Below are 16,817 nucleotides of genomic sequence, written 5' to 3'. Positions count from 1 at the left end.
CGTGCCGCAAACCCGGCGCGTGTCATGGCGCACGCGCGAGTTCATCCCCCCGGATCTTTGCTAAAAGGCCCGGTAAGCGTACGTAAATGCGAATCATTATCATTTCATAGATGGTAAGCGTTCGCAACAAAACCGTATGTTTTGTGGGTTTTTTGTAATTGTCTGACGGGTGACTTTTGCGCGAAAACGACATTCCGCGCGGACGATGGGCAACGGCGCCATCGTTAGCGAAGGGGGAGGCTTGCCCGGCGCGCGGTGATCGCGGCCGGTTCTCACAAACTCAGATGGAAGGCAGTCGAGCGGCGCTCATCTGCAGGTCGAGGATTATTCGCGAGTCAGCGCGACCGGCTGCGGCGAATGGAGGAAACGGGCAACAGATCGAATCGGGTGCAGACGAACCGCCCGGCCTGTCCATCTGCGCACGGCCTTCAGTTCCGCGCGGCCCGCTTGATCGCCTGCGGCGGCTGCCCGAACGCGCGCAGGAAGGCGCGCCGCATCCGCTCCGGATCGACGAATCCGGTTTCGGCAGCGACTACATCCAGCGAATGACGCCCGGTTTCGATCATCGAACGCGCCGCTTCCACGCGCAGGTTTTCGATCGCCTTGGCCGGGGATTGCCGGGTCTCATCACGAAACGCACGGCTGAACTGCCGCGGACTCAGATGGGCCACCTCCGCCAGTTCTTCGACCGACAGACGCTCGTGCAGATGATTTTTCGCATAAGTCAGCGCGGTCTGGATCCGGTCGGAACGCGGCTCGAGATCGAGCATCGCCGAAAACTGCGACTGGCCGCCTGTGCGCCGGTGATAAACCACCAGCTTCTTCGCAACCGCGCGCGACACCTCGACGCCAAGATCCGCTTCCACCAGCGCGAGACACAGGTCGATACAGGCGGTCATGCCGGCTGACGTCCAGACTGACCCGTCGACGATAAAGATCCGGTCTTCGTCTACCTGGGTCTGCGGAAAACGGTGTTGGAGCTCGCGCGCAAAACGCCAGTGCGTCGTGACGCGGCGGCCATCCAGAATGCCCGCCTCGGCCAGCACGAACGCGCCGGTACAGATGCTGGTGGTGCGCCGCGACGCGGTCAGCGCCCGGTTGAGAAACGCACACAGCCCCGGCGTAGACGGCGCGATATCCATCGCCCCGGAGACGATGACCGTATCGAATGCCGGATCGTCGAAGGCCTGCGTGTCGATCTGCACACCCGACGAACTGCGCACCTGGCCACCGTGTTCCGAGATGACTTCGATTGCGTACGCGGGATGCTCCGCCTCCTTGTTGGCCAGCTCGAGTACCGACACGGCCACCAGATCGAGGATCTGGAATCCGGGAAAAACCACCACGCCGATACGCTTCATCGCTGTGTCCTAAAACGAGGTAAATACGTCATTTGAGACATAAGCGTACGCGCCTAGACTCGCTCATGTCAATTCCAGATGCGTTTCCCGAGGCGGCGTGTCCGGAGCGATAAGGGTTCGTTATTCACATTGATTCGGGCGCGCGGCACTCAGGTCCGCCGTTCACAAGGAGAGCTTCAAATGGCAACTCAAAAAGACGCAGAAGCACGAGCAACGAAGGGCACCGCGTTGATCACGGGCGCATCGTCGGGTATTGGCGCGGTCTATGCCGACCGCCTGGCGCGGCGCGGTTACGACCTGATTCTGGTGGCGCGTGACGCGAAGCGTCTTGCCGGTCTGGCGGAACGCCTGGCGCGTGACACAGGACGCAATATCGACATCGTCGCCGCCGATCTGACCGCGAGACCGGATCTGCATCGCATCGAGGAGCGCCTGCGTTCCGACACGGGCATCACGATGCTGGTCAATAACGCCGGCGTGGGCGCGACAGCCACGCTGATCGATTCGGACCCGGACAGCCTCGAAAGCATGATCCAGCTGAACGTCGTGGCGTTGACGCGCCTCACTTCGGCGGCGGTGCCGGGTTTCGTGGCGCGACGTCATGGCGTGGTCGTCAACATCTCGTCCATCGTCGCGGTGGCGCCGGAATTGCTGAACGGCACGTACAGCGGCACGAAGGCGTACGTGCTCAATCTGACGCAGTCGCTGCATCACGAAGTGAGTGAGCAGGGTGTGCAGGTTCAGGCCGTTTTGCCCGGCGCGACCAGCACGGAGTTCTGGGACCGCGCGGGAACACCGGTTTCCGCGTTGCCCGAGCAGATCGTGATGTCGGCGGCCGAGATGGTCGATGCCGCGCTCGCGGGGCTCGACCAGCAGGAACTCGTCACGATTCCATCGTTGCCCGATGCGGGCGACTGGAAAACGTTCAACGACGCGCGGCTCGCGCTCGGGCCGAATCTGTCGCACAACCATGCAGCCGCCCGCTACGGGGTTGCGGCTCACGTCGCAGCGTAAGCCTGCTGCGCTGAAACTCCGGCTGGGTGATCCAGCCGGAATTGTTCCCGCTTCGCAATAACGCAGCGTCCAGAGCGCCTTTGGCGGATCGTCGAGTTCGCGCCGCCGGCGCGCGCAGGTCCCTGACGGGACGTTTGCACCTCCCCACATCCGCTTGCTAGACTGCCATCGCACACATCGCCCGCCGCGCTCCGATGCGGCCGCGATGGCAGGCAACTCTCGCGCCACGCGCGCCCTCACCGTTTCGACGCATGACGCGTCGCGCGATTCATGGGAGACCCCATGTCCTACATGTTGCTCATCATCGAACCCACCGACCAGCGCGACCAGCGGACCAGGGAGGAAGGGCAGGAGATCTACGACCAGATGGTCCGCTTCGCCGAAGGCCTGCAGTCGCGCGGCGTGCTGCGCGCGGTGGAATCGCTCGCATCGCAGGATAAGGCCGCGCGCGTCGAGGTGCGCGACGGTCGCAGCAAAGTGATCGACGGCCCGTTCGCCGAAGCGAAGGAAATGATCGGCGGCTTCTTCCTGCTCGATTGCGAAACGCTCGAAGAGGCGGTCGCGATCGCTAAAGAGTGCCCGGCGGCGTCATGGTGCACGGTTGAAGTCCGCAAGATCGGACCTTGCTGGGAGTGATTCCGTGGCGCGGTCGCTGTCCCGCTGCCTGCCGATTCCTGAGATCGTCACCCAGGATGGCCACATGAGAGTCGATGCCTGACATCGCTCAGGGATATCCCTGGAGTCGCATTTTTCATGTCGATCCGCTCGCGGGTGGTTCGTCGTGTAAGCAGAAGCCAGCAAAACAAACGGCTTTCCTCACCAAACCACAGGAGAAACTGCGATGCGATTCATGATCATGGTGCGGGCGAACGCAACGACCGAAGCCGGCGTGATGCCCGACGACGATACCGTGTTCGCCGCGATGGCGACCTACCACGAAGAACTCGCGAAGGCGGGCGTGCTGCTCGACGCCACCGGCCTGCAGCCGAGTTCGAAAGGCTGGCGGATCCGCTATAGCGCCGGCAAGCGCACGGTCGTAGACGGCCCGTTCGCGGAGACGAAAGAACTGATTGCCGGCTATACGCTGATCCAGGTTCGCTCGCGCGAAGAGGCGATGGAATGGGCACGCCGTTTCCCGGCACCGTTCGGCGAAACCGCCGACGGCGAGATCGAAGTACGCCAGCTCTACGAGATGGACGACTTCGAGCCGAGCGAGCCGGTTGAACGGTTCCGCGAACTGCAGGCTGGCAAGCGGTAGCGCGCAGGCATCGGAGGAGGCTCACATGCTCAAGACCATCCAGGTCACGTGGGCGATGCAGGGCCCCGTGCCGTTCGTCTCGAAGCTCATCGCCGTGTTCTTCAACATGGACCGCATGATCGGCAAGGATTTCGAAGACGGCCTCGGCAACCTGAAGAACATCGCCGAAGCAGGCTGACGCAACGCAATCTGCCAACAGCACGCAATTAACAAGGGAACATCATGCACAAGCAGATCTATGTGAATCTCCCGGTGAACGACCTGCCGAAGTCGATGGCTTTCTTCAAGGCGCTGGGTTTCAGCTTCAACGCGCAATTCACCAACGACTCCGCGGCCTGCCTCGAGATCGGCGAAAACATCTTCGCGATGCTGCTCGTGAAGGACTTCTTCAAGGGCTTCACCGGCAAGCCGGTAGCCGACGCGAAAGAGAGCACGGAAGTCCTCATGTGCCTTTCGTGCGGGAGCCGCGCGGAAGTCGATGAACTGGTCGCGAAGGCCGTGGCCGCGGGCGGCACCGCGCCGCGCGCGCCGCAGGATCACGGCTTCATGTACGGCCACGGTTTCGAGGACGTCGACGGCCATATCTGGGAACTGGTCTATATGGAGGACCCCGCCGCGGCGGGCGCTCATTGAAGTCCGCCATGATTCCGGCCGACACCCATCGAGCCATCGAGGCGGTCTGGCGGATCGAATCCGCCAGGGTCATCGCCCACGTTGCGCGGATCGTGCGCGATGTGGGGCTTGCCGAGGAGCTAGCGCAGGACGCGCTCATCGCCGCACTCGAACACTGGCCCGAAGCGGGCGTGCCGGATAACCCGGGAGCCTGGCTGATGGCGACAGCGAAGAACCGCGCGCTCGACCGCTTGCGTCAGGAAGCGCTGCACGCGCGCAAGCATGAAGAACTCGGACGCGACATGGACGCGCTGGAGAGTCACGTCGTGCCGGATTTTGTCGATAGCCTCGACGCGGCGCGCGAGGACGATATCGGCGACGACCTGCTGCGGCTCGTCTTCACAGCGTGCCATCCGGTGCTGTCGACCGAGGCGCGGGTCGCGCTGACGCTGCGCCTCATCGGCGGCCTCACGACCGACGAAATCGCGCGTGCTTTCCTTGCGCCCGAAGCGACGATCGCACAGCGCATCGTGCGTGCGAAGCGCACGCTCAAGGCGGCCCACGTGCCGTTCGAGGTGCCGCAGGCTGACGCTCGGGCGGCGCGCCTCGCATCGGTGCTCGAAGTGATCTATCTGATCTTCAACGAAGGCTATTCGGCCACCGCCGGCGACGACTGGATGCGACCGGCGCTCTGCGACGAAGCGCTGCGGCTGGGGCGCGTTCTCCAGGGGCTGATGCCTGATGAAAGCGAAGTGCACGGGCTGGTCGCGCTGATGGAAATCCAGGCGTCGCGCACTCATGCCCGCACCGATACGCAGGGCCGCCCGGTGCTGCTGCTCGATCAGGACCGCAGCCGTTGGGACCCGTTGCTGATCCGTCGAGGGCTGGCCGCGCTCGAGCGCTCAGTGGCGCTTGGCGGCGCGAGCGGCCCTTATACGCTGCAATCGGCGCTGGCGGCGTGTCACGCGCGCGCCAGAACGGCGGAGGAAACCGACTGGCTGCAGATCGTCGCGCTTTACGACGCGCTCGCGCAGGTTGCGCCGTCGCCGGTCGTCGAACTGAATCGCGCGGTGGCGATCGGCATGGCCTTCGGGCCGGCCGCAGCGCTGGAGATCGTCGAGGCGTTGGGCGACGAGCCGTCGCTTGTGAGCTATCACTGGTTGCCGAGCGTACGCGGCGATCTGCTCGCGAAGCTCGGACGCACCGGCGAAGCGCGCGCCGAGTTCGAACGTGCCGCCGCGATGACCCGCAACCTGCGCGAGCGCGAATTGCTGCTGGAGCGTGCGAGCGAGATGGGGCTGCGCAGTTGATTGCTCCTGCGCGCGTTGCACGGACGGTCAGTGTCCGTGCGACAGCTCGCCCAGCCGGCCTTCGATACCCAGATGTTCCCTTAGCGCATCCCAGCCCTTCGGCGTGACCTGCACGACACGCGATGCCTTCGCGCGCCGCAGCCAGCCCTCTGCGCAGAGCAGGCTCATGAACTGCACGCCGAGCGGCCCGGCCAGATGATGCTGCCGCTCGGTCCAGTCGAGACATTGGCGCGCGAGGCCGCGTCGGGTGGGTCGCACGGCTGCGAGGTCGAGACCCACGCTGCCGAACCACGCGATGCCCGCGGGCGTCACCTCGAACTGTTTGTCGGCGGAGGCGACGATGAAGCCGCGCTGCTGCAACGCCTGCGTCACCGCCACGCCGACTTCGCCCGCCAGATGGTCGTAGCAGCAGCGCGCGAAACGCAGGTTTCGCGCTTCCGGCGTGAGGGGCTTACGCCGCACGTCGTTGACCGGATGGATCGCCGCGAGATTCTCCAGCACCTGCGCGACGTGTGAGCCGCTAAGCCGGAAGTAACGATGCCGCCCTTCGGTTTCGACGGCCAGCAAGCCGCCCGCGAGCAGTTTAGCGAGGTGGGTGCTCGCGGTCTGCGCGGTGACGCCCGCCGCATAGGCAAGTTCGCCGGCGGGCAGGGCACGCCCGTCGGCGAGCGCCATCAGGATGTTTGCGCGGGCGGGCTCGGCAATCAGGAACGCGGTGGATGCGATGTTCGGCTGGACAGGCATACAGGATCTCCGTCGACGTTCACATGATAGTCGGCTGCGCGCACCGGATGCTTCGATACGCGTCGAAGCATCTGCGTGGCGTTGCAGGCCACACTGAACCTGTGATTTCCCACAGGACAAGCCTGCCGTGTCAGACCGTGCCCTTCAGCGCCGCGTGCTCGCGGCAACGAGCATCAGTTACGTCGTGGTCATTCTCGACACGTCGATCGTCAACGTCGCACTCGAACGTATCGCACAGTCCCTTGCGACCGACATCGCCGGCCTGCAGTGGATCGTGAACGCGTACACGCTCACGTTCGCGGCCCTGCTGCTGACGGGCGGCGCCCTCGGCGACCGTTGGGGCGCGCGCAATACCTATCTCGCCGGGCTGGTGGTTTTCACGCTGGCTTCGGCAATGTGCGGCATCGCTCCCGGTCTGACGGTGCTGACGCTTGCGCGCGTATTGCAGGGTGTCGGCGCGGCGTTGCTGGTGCCGTGTTCGCTGACGCTGCTCAATCACGCCTGGCCCGACCCGGGAGAACGGGCGCGGGCGATTGGCCTATGGGCCGGAGCGGGTGGCGCAGCGCTCGCAGCCGGTCCGCTGGTGGGCGGTGTGCTGATCCATCTGTTCGGCTGGCGCAGCATCTTTCTCGCCAACGTGCCGATCGGGCTCGCGGGCGTGTGGCTGACATCGCGGATCGCCCGCGACCCACAGGTCGCCACGAGCCCGCCGCTCGATCTCGCCGGGCAGTTGACCGCGATCGTGGCGCTTGGCTCGCTGATCGGCGTATTGATCGAAGGCAGCGCCGCAGGCTGGCGCTCGCCGCCGGTCGTTGCGGGCATCCTCCTTTGTGTGGCGGCGTGGATACTGTTCGTCGCAATCGAAACGCGACGCTCACAGCCGATGCTGCCGCTGTCGTTTTTTGCGGACCGTGTGTTCGTCGGTTCGGCGATCGCCGCCATGACGACGGCGCTGACGTCGTTCGGCATCATCTTCGTGCTCAGCCTGTATTTCCAGCAGGTCCGCGGCTACGCTCCGTTGTGGGCGGGCGTCGCGTTTCTGCCGCTGACCGTTGTGGTGACCGGTGGCAACATGCTTGCCGGCAGACTGGTCAAGACATACGGCGCCCGTTGGCCGGTGCTCACCGGTTTGCTGCTGCAGGCCGCCGGCTTTCTTGGTCTGCTACTTTCCACGCCCGCATCACCCTACTGGCTTGTTGCATTGCCATTGCCGGCGATTGGTCTCGGCGGCGGCTTCATCACGCCAGCGGCAACGGCGGCGCTGATGGGCAGCGTCGAAAAGAGCCGTGCCGGCATGGCGGCTGGGGTGCTCAACTCGGCGCGTCAAACGGGGGCGGCGCTGGGCGTCGCTATCTTCGGCATGCTGCTTGCCGCACGTGACCCGTTCGACTCCGGCATGCGGGCCGTGCTGTGGACGGCTGCGGGGATGTCGCTGGCGGCGGCGCTGGTGTGGTGGCGGGCTGCGGCTACGACGCGTCGCGAGGCGCGTCCGCGCCACGTCTAATGTCCGCGCTGCGGCGCCACGCGCCGGACGCTAGCGTGTGGCGATCACGATTCCGGGTGCCGATCATCATGGCGCCCGCCGCGCGATCGATATTCGCTTTGGTACGCGACGAAGTCGGCGCATAAGGTTCCCTTCAGGAGAATTTGATAACGTCGCCCGAGGCGGTTGTTGGGTGAGATCGCGGTCCTGCATCGCAGGGTCCTTTGCATGCCAGAAGGATACGAGGACGGATGAGGTTGTAATCGTTCACACGCATGACGGTTCGGGTCACGATGCCGCCCGCAGCCGCAGAATTATCGGACTCGCAGTTTCGCGCAGGAACGAACATGTCGGACAAGCACACTTCGAGCACATTCGATGGCGACCTCAAGCGGCTCACCGGCCGGTTGCTGGAGATGGGCGGTCTCGTGGAACAGCAGATCGCCTCGGCGATGGATGCCCTGGATACCTTCGATTTACCACTCGTCGAACAGGTCCTCGAGGGTGAGCGTCGACTCAACACGATGGAAGTCGAAATCGACGAAGAAGTGAGCAACGTCATTGCGCGTCGGCAACCGGCTGCTCGCGACCTGCGCTTTCTGATGGCGACTTCCCGATGCGTCACGAACCTGGAGCGCGCGGGCGATGAGGCCAGCAAGATCGCCAAGCGGATTCGCAGCCTTGCGATGAATCGGGCGGGACGCAGCGTCGACATCGCTGAAATCAAGAACTCGGGCGAGATGGCGTTGCAGATTCTTCGCAGGGCGCTCGACGCGTTCGCGCGCATGGACACGGAGTCGGCAAGACAGATCATTCGCGACGATGTGTCTATCGATAACGAGTTCCGTGCCTTCATGCGCAAGCTGGTCACCTGCATGATGGAAGACCCGCGGTCCATCTCTGCCGGGCTGGATTATCTTTTCATCGCGAAGGCCATCGAGCGCATCGGCGACCACGCGACCAACCTCGCCGAATCCGTCGTCTACGTGGTGCACGGCACCGACGTTCGCCACCAGCCGTTACAACGCATCGAGGGCATGGCGTCCGATAGTTGAAGCGGAGTGGTTGTCTCTAATCAAAATCGCACCGCATCGACCGGGATCAGCCTCGCATCGGAATCGATCCAGCGGCGGCGTCAACGTTCCCACTCTCGTCGAACTCACATGTAACCAGCGCATCGCTGGCTGCACAGGCGCGCCAGGAATACGTCACGGTGAGCTGTTTCAAAGTACACGTTTGGATACACACAAACACACCGGTAATTTGCTCACCCGATATAGTTGACTCAACACTAACGAGCGGGGCACCGTATGAAACGAACCTTGGCGCTGATGCTGCTGGCAATATCCCTTGGAAGCGCGCTCAGCGGATGTATTGTCGTGCCGGAAGGCGGCTACGCCTATCACGATCACGACCACTATCGCGACCGCTACTAAAAACCCAGGCGGGCCGCCCCGGTCCTTGTGACCGGACGGTCCCCTCAATATCAATCCGGAGAAGCGGTTATGAGAATCTCAAGCACTCGCTGGCTTGCGATGGCGTTGATTGCCGGAGTGGGCGGCAGCATGTCGTCGCTTGCCCTCGCACACGTGGACGTCGGTGTGAACATCGGCATCCCTGGCGTGGCGTATGCACCAGAGCCAGTGTATGCAGCACCTCCTCCCGTCGTGTATGCGCCGCCACCTCCTGCTGTCGTCATCGCGCCGGGATGGTACGGCGAGCGGTACTACGATGGACACCGTTACTGGGCACGTCGTGACTGGGAAGCACGCCACCACGATGACCGGGACTGGCGTGAAGCTGGCAACGACCACCGCGGTCCGCGCGATGGTTGGGGACACGACCATGGCGGCGACGGCCCGCGAAACGACTGGAATCATGGTCACGATGAAGGCGGACGCGGCAATCACGGCGATCACTAACAGCCACGCTGCTGCCAGCGCGCCCAGCGCGCCGTGCCTGTTGCAGGCGCATTGTCTCCTGTGAGCCGTGTTGGTCAGAGATCCTTGATCTGCCGCGCGGTGTATTTGCCACGCAGTCGCGACGGCCGCGGATGATCCGTCGGCCTGAGGCTGATGACCCTGGAGAGGCACCATGTCACGAAACAGCTCTCGATCGGTTACGGCGCAACTTGGCGGCAAGCAGATGTCCGCTGAGTTTAGCGAACAGACGGGCCAGCTACTCGTTCGACAGGACGGCGTTCTGATTCGCGAGTGGTTCCCGCCGCACTCATGGTTTGCCATTGCTTCCGTAGCCGGCGCGCGCAACTGGGGTACCCGCCCAAGCGAGGACGACCTGTTGGCGCTACTGGAAAATCACGTATAACGTCATGAGACACCGGCGCGCATATCGTCACTCCGCGCCGGCGACCGTATGAATAGTCGTTAGCGGGTTGCCGAGGCGCCGATAGAAGACAGGGCTGCGTCGACGGCATCCGTCAACCGGCCGACGATGGTTTCGATCTGCTGCTCCGTGCAGATGAACGGTGGGGCGATAAGAATATGGTCGCCCTGATTGCCGTCGACGGTGCCACCCATCGGATAGACCATCAGCCCGCGCTTCATCGCCTCGCTCTTGACGACTGAGTTCAGTTTCTTCTGCGGGTCGAAGGGTGCTTTGGTGTCGCGATTCTGGACGAGTTCGACGCCGACAAAAAGACCTCGCCCCCGTACGTCCCCTACAAAAGGGTGATCCGCATAGTGGCCGCGGAGCAGCGAACGCAGCTGTTCGCCGCGCGCCTTCACGTTGTCGAGCAACCTGTCTTCCGCGATGACACGCTGCACCTCGAGTGCTGCCGCACATGCCGTGGCGTGGCCGATGTACGTGTGGCCGTGCTGGAAGAAGCCGGAGCCGGCGACGATGATGTTATAGATTTCGTCGCTGACAAGCGTGGCGCCGATGGCCTGGTAGCCGGCGCCCAGCCCCTTGGCGATGGTGAGAATGTCGGGCGAGATGCCATCTTCCTCGCATGCGAAGAGATAGCCCGTGCGCCCCATGCCTGACATGATTTCATCGAGAATCAGCAGAACGCCATACTTATCGCAGACTTCACGAATTTTGCGGAAGTACTCGCGCACCGGCGGCACGGCGCCAGCCGTCGCGCCGACGACGGTTTCCGCGACAAAGGCCGCAACCGAATCCGGTCCGAGTTCGAGAATCTTTGCTTCGAGTTCGTCTGCGAGACGTTGTGCGAATGCTTCTTCCGTCTCGCCCGCGCATTGTTCGCGATACGCGTAGCAAGGGGTGACGTGGTGCGCCTCAATCAGGATCGGCAGGAACGGTTCACGACGCCATGCGTTGCCGCCGATGGCGAGCGCCCCCAGCGTGTTGCCGTGATAGCTCTGGCGGCGCGCGATGAAATGGCGCCGCTCGGGCTGCCCCTTCTCCACAAAATACTGACGTGCAAGTTTCAGCGCAGCCTCGATAGCCTCGGAACCGCCGGAGACGAAGTACACATGTCCCAGCCCTTTAGGCGCTGCATCGACGAGGCGATCCGCGAGTTCTTCGGCAATGTCTGTCGTGAAGAACGATGTATGTGCATAAGGGAGTTTCTGCGCCTGACGCTTGATGGCGTCGATGACCCGCTGATTGCTGTGACCAAGGCAGGAAACCGCAGCGCCGCCGCATGCGTCGATGTAGCGCCTGCCGTTGGAATCGATGATCTCGATGCCGTCGCCAGCCACGGCGACGGGAAGTGTTGCGCGGGGCGCGCGGTGAAATACGGTCGTCATTCTTTGCCTCAGGATGCGGGGGACTGGCGACAACACGCTACGCCGCAACATGCGATGTTGAATTTATACGTACAGAAACATGTGTTGTCAAGGCGGATACTATTACCCCAAAAAAGACGTCAACAGAAATTTGCAGGGCGGGAAACCCTGGCTCTCGCCCGGCGGGCTCAGGCGCGCTGGCTGGGCGAGCACAGACCGGGAATCCGGTCAGCCGACGTACGACCCCTTCTCGTGCAGGGCTTTCTCTGCGTCGGACAATTGCCTGACGGCGTCCTCGCCCTCAAGGGCGAGCAGATGCGCGACAAGCGATTCGGCGATCGCAGACGCCGCGACGAGCGACGGGAAGAAGGATGGGCTCTCGTGCGAAAAGAGCAGCACCTGGTCCGCATTCAGCGCAATCGGCGCGACAGCGCTGTCGGTAATGGCGATGAGGCGGCTGCCTTGCTCTTTCGCTGCCTCAGCGACCCTGGCCGCTTCGCGGGAGTAGGGCGCAAAGCTGACAACAACTGTTGCATGCCCTTTCGCGATGCTGCGCAACTGCATTTCGAGGGTACCGGCCTCGCCGGAGACAAGGCTCACCGTGGAGCGGAACAGCCGGTAGCCATAGAGCAGGCTAAACGCGATCGGGTAGCAGGAGCGGAACCCGGCAATGTGGACATGAGAGGCCTTTTTGAGCAAACGGGCCGCGTCCGGTATCCGGCCCCCGCTCTGCGCGAGCGTTGCCGCGAGGTTGTGTTGCTGGGCCGCGCCCATATTCGTTGCCAGCGCCTCGCGCGAGCCGCCTTTCACCAGCGCACGGGCCTTGCTGCTCAGTGGCTCGGGCCGCGTGCGAAGGCGCGCGACAAAGAGTTCGCGCAGTTCGTTCCAGCCTGGAAAGCCGAGCGTCTGCGACAGCCGGACGAGCGCCGCCGGCTGCACTTTCGCGCCTTGAGCCACCTTGCGCATCGACGATACTGCGACTTCGTCCGGGAAATTCAACAGGTAGGCAGCGCCTGCCTGGAATTGAGGGCTGAAATCCGGGAATCTGGCGCGAATGAGCGCGGCCAGTTCGTCAAAGGTCGGTGGCACGGACAGGGACTCGTTTGGGTGACAACAAATGTTACGTAGCGGCCGTCGTGCCGGCAAGGCCTAAGTAGAGGCGTGTCGTGAGCAAAGGTGAAGACGAAAGGAATACGATATAGCTGCCTCGGATGCCGCATCGCGCGGCATGACCCCTGAAACCTTGCTGGCACCAGCTGGAGTTTCCGACATGACGCACGCCCTTTGTGAACCTTCGCGCATCACCGAACCGGATCTGATCGCCGTTCGTGACGAACTGGCGAGCCGCGAGCCAGTTTTTCATCGTCCGGAGTGGGGTACGACGCGCGCCGACTTCGAGAGGATGACGGCCGCGGGCTTCTGGGAAACGGGCGCGTCCGGCAGGCGTTACAGCCGGGCGTTTGTTCTCGACGAACTCGAACGGCGCTACGCGTCGCCGCCGCTCGACGACGACTGGGAAAGCTGCGACTTCCACTGCCAGCGGCTTGCCGCCGACGTCTATCTGTTGACCTACTCGCTGCGCCAGGGCGCGCGGGAAACGCGCCGCTCGACGGTCTGGGAACGCGTCGGCGCCGACTGGAAGATCGTCTTCCACCAGGGAACGATCGTGCAGGATGCCTGACCAAGATGAGCTAAACAGGCGCTAGCCGCGCTTCAAAACTCGACATCCAGTTCGTCGATTTCCTCCACTTCCTTTTGCGCGTCCGCAATCCACTGCTGCATGTCCGGGAGCGCGAGAATGCGCTGTCCGTACGCGACGATTTCCGGTTCGAGCTTGACGTCATACGTCACGAAGCGCGTGACGACGGGCGCGTACATCGCGTCGGCGGCAGTCGGCCGCTCGCCGAACAGAAACGGCCCACCGTACTGCGCGAGACACTCGCTCCAGATTGCAACAATCCGCTCAATATCGGATTGCGCACGCGCCCACACCTTGAAGTCAGGGAAGTGCGCTTTCAGGTTCATTGGCAGTGCCGAGCGCAGCGAACTGAAGCCCGAATGCATCTCGCCGCAGATCGAGCGGCAGTGCGCGCGTTCGCGCCGGTCGGCGGGCAGGAGGCCAGCCTCGGGGCGGATCTCGTTCAGATATTCAGCTATGGCCAGCGTGTCCCATATCCTGATATCGTCGTGGAACAGACACGGTACGAGTATCGATGGCGACAGCAGCAGCAGTTCCGCGCGCGCGGCGGGATCGTCGATCGGCATGACGATCTCTTCGAAAGGCAGTCCGCTGAGTCTGGTGAGCAGCCAGCCGCGCAGCGACCAGGACGAATAGTTCTTGCTGCTGATGGTAAGCGTGGTATTCGCCATACGAATCTCCTGATCGCGCGCTGCACACAGACGTGCACTGTATTGTGCGGAGTGCGCACCAAATAACAGCAAAGCGCGCGCTCCGGGCGGAATCGCGCAAGTGCCATGCCAGGGCGATGCGGCTGGCGGGCCGGGCGTGAGTCCTGCCTGGCATACGTATTGCCTGTTGTTGGCTTCACTCCTTTAGGGCATTCGTGCGAAGGCTATGAATCTGTTTGCCTATCCTGCCTACCAGACCTTCGCCGACGCGACGCTGCCTTTCCGGCACGGCGCTTCGCTGATGAACCGGTCCCTCGAAATGTGGCCGGACCTGGCCGATACCCCGCAAGGCCGTTCACTGCGTGCGACCTGTGAACTGATCACGCTTGCGGGCCTTACGCACCATCGTCCTCCATTTGACATCGGCTCGGTTGAAGTCGACGGCAAAAAAGTTGGGGTCGTCGAAGAAATCAGTGCTGCGACGCCGTTCTGCTCGCTGCTCCATTTCCGCAAGGACCATGCGCCAGCGCAACCGCAGCCGCGTGTACTGGTGATTGCGCCGATGTCGGGACACTTTGCGACACTGCTGCGCGGCACGGTCCGCACCATGCTGCCGGAACACGACGTCTACATCACAGACTGGCACAACCCGCGCGATGTTCCGCTGATAGAAGGGCGCTTCGGCTTCGATGAATTCGTGCAGCACGTGATCGACTTCACGGACCAGATCGGCCCCGGTGCGCACCTGCTGGCGGTGTGCCAGCCAACGGTGGCCGCGCTGGCGGCAGTCTCGCTGATGGCCGCCGACAACCATCCGGCGCAGCCCGCGAGCATGACGTTGATGGCCGGACCGATCGACACGCGGGTCAATCCGACGCGCGTGAACGAGCTCGCGAAGAGCAAGCCGATCGAGTGGTTCGAACAGAATCTGATCAGCGCCGTGCCGTTCGGTTTTGCGGGGGCGACGCGCCGGGTCTATCCGGGGTTTGTGCAACTGGCCGCATTCATGGCGATGAACCTGGGGCGCCATCTCGACTCATTCGAAACCATGCACGACGAACGCGCGAGGGGCGACCATCAGAAGGCCGACGCGATTCTCGTGTTCTACGAGGAATATTTCGCGACGATGGATCTCACCGCCGATTTCTATCTGGAAACGGTGGATACGGTATTCCAGCGTCACGCGCTGCCGTTGCACGTGCTCGAAGTGCGCGGACGGCGCGTCGACCCGTCGGCGATCCGGCGCACGGCGCTGCTGACGGTCGAAGGCGAAAAGGACGATATCTGCGCGGTCGGCCAGACGCTGGCGGCGCAGGATCTGTGCGACAAGCTGCGACCGTATCTGAAGACGCATCATGTGCAGACCGGCGTGGGTCACTACGGCGTGTTCAACGGGCGGCGCTGGGACCGGCACATCTACCCGCGTGTGCGCAGTGTGATTCACGACAACGAGCCGCGGGCGGTTGTCGTCAGCGCGCGTGCGGCGCCGATTCAGCTTGCCGCTGCGTCGCTGATCAGTCCGCCGCCGGGTTCCGCGCCCGCGGCGCCCGCTGCGAGCGGCGTTACCGAGGCCGATGGGCCCGGCGGCGATGAGCCGGTTGCTACAAACGTGTTTCCGTTACGGCGTAACAGCGTGACGGGGTAGGTCCGCCGCTTGCGGGAAGCACGGCGAGAGCGGTCGCATGACCGCTCCGCCTCCACAGCGGCCCGCTCAGGCCGCTTCGCTGTTCCAGGGCGTGACCGGTGGCACCGCGCAGGGACCTTCGACGCCCACGGTCTTGAAGTCGGCGGGAGAGACGATCTCCAGATACTCCATATCTTCGGAGTAGTCGAACAGATAGTGGACGATGCCGGGCGCCTGATGCACGCAATCCCCGGCGGCGACCAGCGTTTCCTTGTCGCCGTACATGAAGCGCGCCCAGCCCTTCAGCATGATCACGATATGGAAATCGGCCTCATGACGGTGCCAGCCGGTGCCTTCCTGTGGTGCAATGTTTGCCTTGACGAGTTGCGCCAGCACTTTGCCGCCGGTCGCCTGTCCGATGCCGAGATCGCGATACAGGAAGAAGTCGCGCAGCCCCTGATCCTCCCAGGGCGTATCTTGTGGATGGACGTGCGAAAACTCAGTGGCGAATCCGGAAGTCATGATCGCGCTCCAGAATGATGAACGGTCAGGGGAACGACATAGGGGCCGTTTTCTCAAGCATCAAACATTCCATGCGGGCGCGCAAGGGCGGGTGACGGATCGGGCGTCACGATCCCCGCGCAGATACGCGCGACCGACGGGAAATAGCATCGGCGCGCGGCATCCGGATGCGTCGCTGGCTTCAACGCCACTTCGCGATGTACTCAGGCGTCTGTTCGTAGGCGCCGTCGGGCACGGCGCTGTGCGGCGCCAGTACCAGCGGCAGCACGCCGGCCCAGACCGGCAGGTCCAGGTCGTCCTCGTCGTCTTTAGGGCCGCCTTCGCGGATCTTGCAGGCGAATTCGTCGAGCGGCAGGCGTAGCACGGTGGTTGCGGCCAGTTCCTTTGCGTTGCCCGGCCGAACCTCGCGGGAGCGTCCAGGGGCGATGGTTTCCATGAAGGCGTCGAGTGCGGCGGCCTTGTCTTCGTCGGCGACGCGCTCGCAGACGCCATAGATCACCGCGCAGCGGTAATTCATCGAGTGATGGAACGCCGAGCGCGCCAGCACCAGCCCGTCGAGGTGGGTGATCGTCACACAGACCTGCGCGCCCGATGCCGCCTGCCTGATCAACCGGCTGCCGTTCGAGCCGTGCAGATAAAGATGATCGCCTTCGCGCCAGCAGACCATCGGAATGCAGTGCACGCCGCGTTCGTCGGCGAAGGCGAGATGGCAAAGGTGCGCGGCGTCGACGATCGCATCCAGCGTCGCGCGTTCGTAATCGCCGCGCTCCGGCACGCGGCGCACGCGCGTACGGTCAGTCGGTGCTTTTGCCTTCATATCCATGAGTGTG

19 protein-coding genes and 1 pseudogene are annotated in these 16,817 nt (G+C 63.5%); 13 read left to right on the top strand and 7 right to left on the bottom strand.

The annotated features are described in order from the left end of the window. Window positions 1–428 precede the first annotated feature (428 nt). Window positions 429–1,361, bottom strand: coding sequence for a GlxA family transcriptional regulator (locus P3T23_RS01760; protein ID WP_429314469.1), 933 nt, complete (start codon window positions 1,359–1,361; stop codon window positions 429–431). Between the two features lie 180 nt (window positions 1,362–1,541). Here P3T23_RS01760 and P3T23_RS01755 point away from each other — a divergent pair, with 180 nt between their 5' ends. The 6 genes and pseudogenes from P3T23_RS01755 to P3T23_RS01730 all read left to right on the top strand — a co-directional run bounded on the left by P3T23_RS01755 (window position 1,542) and on the right by P3T23_RS01730 (window position 5,555). Continuing rightward, window positions 1,542–2,375 (top strand): SDR family NAD(P)-dependent oxidoreductase, encoded by an 834-nt coding sequence (locus P3T23_RS01755; RefSeq protein ID WP_429314468.1) that lies wholly within the window; start codon window positions 1,542–1,544, stop codon window positions 2,373–2,375. Between the two features lie 282 nt (window positions 2,376–2,657). Beyond that, window positions 2,658–3,011, top strand: a complete 354-nt coding sequence (locus P3T23_RS01750; RefSeq protein ID WP_429314467.1) for a YciI family protein — start codon at window positions 2,658–2,660, stop codon at window positions 3,009–3,011. A 205-nt stretch (window positions 3,012–3,216) separates the two neighbouring features. Beyond that, the gene (locus P3T23_RS01745; protein WP_429314466.1) at window positions 3,217–3,633 is read left to right on the top strand and encodes a YciI family protein; all 417 of its coding nucleotides are present in this window, start codon (window positions 3,217–3,219) and stop codon (window positions 3,631–3,633) included. Window positions 3,634–3,673: 40 nt separating this feature from the next. Then, a pseudogene (locus P3T23_RS01740) lies at window positions 3,674–3,811 on the top strand (polyketide cyclase); the annotation flags it as partial. Window positions 3,812–3,855: 44 nt separating this feature from the next. Beyond that, window positions 3,856–4,266, top strand: a complete 411-nt coding sequence (locus tag P3T23_RS01735) for a VOC family protein (RefSeq protein ID WP_429314465.1) — start codon at window positions 3,856–3,858, stop codon at window positions 4,264–4,266. Between the two features lie 8 nt (window positions 4,267–4,274). Then, complete coding sequence (locus tag P3T23_RS01730) at window positions 4,275–5,555, top strand: RNA polymerase sigma factor (RefSeq protein WP_429314464.1); 1,281 nt, start codon at window positions 4,275–4,277, stop codon at window positions 5,553–5,555. Window positions 5,556–5,582: 27 nt separating this feature from the next. Here P3T23_RS01730 and P3T23_RS01725 read toward each other — a convergent pair whose 3' ends face one another. Next, window positions 5,583–6,299 carry an ArsR/SmtB family transcription factor gene (locus tag P3T23_RS01725; RefSeq protein WP_429314463.1) on the bottom strand — a complete coding sequence of 239 codons (717 nt, stop codon included), beginning with the start codon at window positions 6,297–6,299 and terminating at the stop codon, window positions 5,583–5,585. Window positions 6,300–6,426: 127 nt separating this feature from the next. Between P3T23_RS01725 and P3T23_RS01720 the strand changes: the two genes are divergently transcribed. The 5 genes from P3T23_RS01720 (at window position 6,427) to P3T23_RS01700 (ending at window position 10,107) form a co-directional block, all read left to right on the top strand. Next, window positions 6,427–7,803, top strand: a complete 1,377-nt coding sequence (locus P3T23_RS01720; protein WP_429314462.1) for an MFS transporter — start codon at window positions 6,427–6,429, stop codon at window positions 7,801–7,803. Window positions 7,804–8,129: 326 nt separating this feature from the next. Further along, window positions 8,130–8,837 (top strand): phosphate signaling complex protein PhoU, encoded by a 708-nt coding sequence (gene phoU / locus P3T23_RS01715; RefSeq protein WP_429314461.1) that lies wholly within the window; start codon window positions 8,130–8,132, stop codon window positions 8,835–8,837. A gap of 255 nt (window positions 8,838–9,092) precedes the next feature. Further along, window positions 9,093–9,218, top strand: a complete 126-nt coding sequence (locus P3T23_RS01710; protein ID WP_429314460.1) for a hypothetical protein — start codon at window positions 9,093–9,095, stop codon at window positions 9,216–9,218. A gap of 69 nt (window positions 9,219–9,287) precedes the next feature. After that, on the top strand, window positions 9,288–9,704 hold the full coding sequence (locus P3T23_RS01705; RefSeq protein ID WP_429314459.1) for a hypothetical protein: 417 nt from the start codon (window positions 9,288–9,290) through the stop codon (window positions 9,702–9,704). A gap of 172 nt (window positions 9,705–9,876) precedes the next feature. Next, complete coding sequence (locus P3T23_RS01700) at window positions 9,877–10,107, top strand: hypothetical protein (RefSeq protein WP_429314458.1); 231 nt, start codon at window positions 9,877–9,879, stop codon at window positions 10,105–10,107. 59 nt (window positions 10,108–10,166) lie between these two features. On the opposite strand, the gene P3T23_RS01695 is transcribed toward P3T23_RS01700, so the two are convergent. After that, window positions 10,167–11,513, bottom strand: coding sequence for an aspartate aminotransferase family protein (locus tag P3T23_RS01695; protein WP_429314457.1), 1,347 nt, complete (start codon window positions 11,511–11,513; stop codon window positions 10,167–10,169). Window positions 11,514–11,720: 207 nt separating this feature from the next. Next, complete coding sequence (locus P3T23_RS01690) at window positions 11,721–12,581, bottom strand: MurR/RpiR family transcriptional regulator (RefSeq protein WP_429314456.1); 861 nt, start codon at window positions 12,579–12,581, stop codon at window positions 11,721–11,723. A 181-nt stretch (window positions 12,582–12,762) separates the two neighbouring features. Here P3T23_RS01690 and P3T23_RS01685 point away from each other — a divergent pair, with 181 nt between their 5' ends. Beyond that, a complete protein-coding gene (locus tag P3T23_RS01685; protein WP_429314455.1) occupies window positions 12,763–13,173 on the top strand; it encodes a DUF4440 domain-containing protein in 411 nt (136 codons plus the stop codon). Between the two features lie 32 nt (window positions 13,174–13,205). Here the strand turns inward: P3T23_RS01685 and P3T23_RS01680 are convergent, their stop codons facing one another. Then, window positions 13,206–13,862 (bottom strand): glutathione S-transferase family protein, encoded by a 657-nt coding sequence (locus tag P3T23_RS01680; RefSeq protein ID WP_429314454.1) that lies wholly within the window; start codon window positions 13,860–13,862, stop codon window positions 13,206–13,208. A gap of 205 nt (window positions 13,863–14,067) precedes the next feature. Here P3T23_RS01680 and P3T23_RS01675 point away from each other — a divergent pair, with 205 nt between their 5' ends. Beyond that, window positions 14,068–15,486: a polyhydroxyalkanoate depolymerase gene (locus P3T23_RS01675; RefSeq protein ID WP_429314453.1), complete on the top strand. Its 1,419-nt coding sequence runs from the start codon at window positions 14,068–14,070 to the stop codon at window positions 15,484–15,486. Between the two features lie 66 nt (window positions 15,487–15,552). Here P3T23_RS01675 and P3T23_RS01670 read toward each other — a convergent pair whose 3' ends face one another. Further along, on the bottom strand, window positions 15,553–15,987 hold the full coding sequence (locus P3T23_RS01670) for a cupin domain-containing protein (protein ID WP_429314452.1): 435 nt from the start codon (window positions 15,985–15,987) through the stop codon (window positions 15,553–15,555). A gap of 181 nt (window positions 15,988–16,168) precedes the next feature. Next, window positions 16,169–16,810, bottom strand: a complete 642-nt coding sequence (locus P3T23_RS01665) for a pyridoxamine 5'-phosphate oxidase family protein (protein WP_429314451.1) — start codon at window positions 16,808–16,810, stop codon at window positions 16,169–16,171. Window positions 16,811–16,817 lie beyond the last annotated feature (7 nt).

Source organism: Paraburkholderia sp. GAS448 (assembly GCF_050435685.1).
GTDB lineage: Bacteria > Pseudomonadota > Gammaproteobacteria > Burkholderiales > Burkholderiaceae > Paraburkholderia.
Note: the sequence above shows the minus strand (reverse complement) of the source record. Positions and strands in the feature narration are given on the sequence as shown.